Below are 2,276 nucleotides of genomic sequence, written 5' to 3' on the forward strand. Positions count from 1 at the left end.
CTGATCGCGGTGGCCGGCGCCAAGATCTGGGTCGACAACAAGGTCGATTTCTCCGACAACACCAACCTGATCGTGGCCGCCATCACTTTGGTGCTGGGCACGGGCGACTTCACGCTGAAGTTCGGCGACTTCGCGCTGGGCGGCATCGGCACGGCCACCTTCGGCGCGATCGCGCTGTACGCGCTGCTGAAGAAGCGGGGCTGATCAGGTGCCGAACTCGTCGCCCAGCTCGCGCGCGCGCTGCTGGGCGGCCTTGAGCGCCCGCACGAAAGCGGGCCCCACGCCGTCGGCTTGCAGCGATTGCAAGGCGGCGTATGTGGTGCCTCCTTTGGAAGTGACGCGCTCGCGCAGCACCGAGGGCGGGTCGTCCGAGCGGCGGGCCAGCTCGGCCGCTCCGGCGAAGGTGGCCAGCGCGAGCTGCCGGCCCTGCTCGGCGCTCAGGCCCATCTCCTGGGCGGCGGCCATCATCGCCTCGACGAAGTAGAACACATAGGCAGGGCCGGAGCCCGACAACGCCGTCACGGCGTCCAAGTCGGCTTCCTGCGCCACCCACAGCGTGGCGCCGGTGGGGGCCAGGAGCTGCTCGATGCGGCGGCGTTCGTCGCCGCTCACCTCGGGCCGCGCGTACAGGCCCGAGATGCCCTGGCCGATCAGGGCCGGGGTGTTGGGCATGGCCCGCACGACGCGCACGCTGCCGGTGGCACGCACCAGGGCCTCGGTGCGGATGCCGGCCATCACGCTCAGATGCAGGGCCTGGCCGACGTGGGCGGCGCAGGGGGCTGCCGCCTCCTTGAAGAGCTGGGGCTTGACCGCCCACACGACCGTGTCGGCCTGCGCCAGTGCCGCGCCGGCGGCGGCCAGTGCCGACAAGCCCAGTTCGTGGCGCAGGCGTTCGCGTTGCTCGGCCCAGGGTTCGACGACGAGCAACTGCTCGCGGGGGTGCCCGGCCCGGATCAGGCCGCCGAGGATGGCCTGGGCCATGTTGCCCCCGCCGATGAAGGCCAGGGTGGAGGTGGTGCTCATGGAAGATGCCGTCTCAGGAGGCTGGGAACAGGGTGGTGGCGAACAGCGCCAGGCTGCGCGCCAGCGCCAGCGCGGCCGAGGGGGGATGATAGGTCCCGCGGGCCCAGCAGTTGAAGCCATGGCCGGCACCGGGGTAGACCTGCACCTGCGCACGCGAGGGCGCCAGCGCCTGGCGCACGCGCTCCACCGCCTCGGATGGGATGTGGGTGTCGGTTTCACCGTAGTGCAGCAGCATCGGGCAGCGCACGCGAGCGGCCAGGTCGAGGCGGTCCTGGATGCCGCCGCCGTAGTAGGACACGGCCGCGTCCACGTCGGTCGAGGCCGCCGCAAGATAGGCCAGCCGCCCGCCCATGCAATAGCCCAACACCCCCACGCCGCCGGTGATTTCGGGGCGCTTTCGCAGGGCTTGCACGGCCGCAACGGCGTCTTGGGCGAGTGATGCGGGGTCGGTGCTGGCCAGCAAGGCGCGCGCGCGTTGCAGATCGGCCCCTTCGTAGTCCAGCTCGACACGCGGGGCCTGGCGCCAGAAGACGTCCGGCGCCAGCACCACGTAGCCGGCCAGCGCGTACTGCTCGGCCACGGCGCGGATGTGCGCATTGACACCGAAGATCTCCTGGAACAGCACCAGCCCCGGACCGCGGCCGGCCGGCGGCAAGGCGAGGTAGGCGGCCTGGGGCCCGTCGGGCTGGGGCAGCTCGATCCAGCGGGTGTGCACGGCGCAGGCCATGGGTGGGCTCCTCAGGGACTTGCTGTCGGTATGGATTGCCAGTATGGACCGAAATCCATAGGATGATTGTCGCCGGATATCGGTGAATCTAGAGAATCATCCAACATGAAATGCGAGACCGAGGTCCCGCGCAGCCTGGACAAGATCGACCGCAAGATCCTGCGCATCCTGCAGGAGGACGGACGTATCGCCAACCTCAAGCTCGCCGAGGCGGTGCATCTGTCGCCCACGGCGGTGCTCGAGCGGGTCAAGCGCCTGACACGTGACGGCTACATCCTGGGCTACGAGGCGCGGCTCAACCCGCACCTGCTGGGCGCGGGCATGATGGTCTTCGTCGAGGTGGTGCTCGACCGCACCACGCCCGATGTCATGAACGCCTTCAAAGCGGCGGTGCAGACCCGGCCCGAGATCCTCGAATGCCATCTCGTGGCCGGCGGCTTCGACTATCTCATCAAGACCCGTGTGGCCGACATGCAGGCTTACCGTGAGCTGATCGGCACGGTGGTGTGGTCGCTGCCGGGCGTGC

General features: G+C 69.7%; 3 protein-coding genes and 1 pseudogene. 2 read left to right on the forward strand and 2 right to left on the reverse strand.

All coding sequences use genetic code 11. From position 1 onward, the window contains the following. Positions 1–204, forward strand: a pseudogene (locus ACK42S_RS17580) (pyrimidine utilization transport protein G); the annotation flags it as partial. On the opposite strand, the gene proC reads toward ACK42S_RS17580, so the two are convergent. Further along, positions 205–1,023, reverse strand: coding sequence for a pyrroline-5-carboxylate reductase (gene proC / locus ACK42S_RS17585; RefSeq protein ID WP_409710660.1), 819 nt, complete (start codon positions 1,021–1,023; stop codon positions 205–207). It abuts the pseudogene before it with no gap. Between the two features lie 13 nt (positions 1,024–1,036). After that, complete coding sequence (locus ACK42S_RS17590) at positions 1,037–1,750, reverse strand: dienelactone hydrolase family protein (RefSeq protein WP_409710663.1); 714 nt, start codon at positions 1,748–1,750, stop codon at positions 1,037–1,039. A 105-nt stretch (positions 1,751–1,855) separates the two neighbouring features. Here ACK42S_RS17590 and ACK42S_RS17595 point away from each other — a divergent pair. Then, a partial coding sequence (locus ACK42S_RS17595; protein ID WP_409710666.1) for a winged helix-turn-helix transcriptional regulator occupies positions 1,856–2,276 on the forward strand: 421 nt, incomplete at its 3' end.

The sequence above is a fragment of the Caldimonas sp. genome (assembly GCF_046289365.1).
Classification (GTDB): Bacteria; Pseudomonadota; Gammaproteobacteria; order Burkholderiales; family Burkholderiaceae_C; genus Caldimonas.

Coding starts and splice junctions, on each gene's coding strand:
- ACK42S_RS17590 (WP_409710663.1), bottom strand. CDS start 1,750: ATGGCCTGCGCCGTGCACACCCGCTGGATCGAGCTGCCCCAGCCCGAC.
- proC (WP_409710660.1), bottom strand. CDS start 1,023: ATGAGCACCACCTCCACCCTGGCCTTCATCGGCGGGGGCAACATGGCC.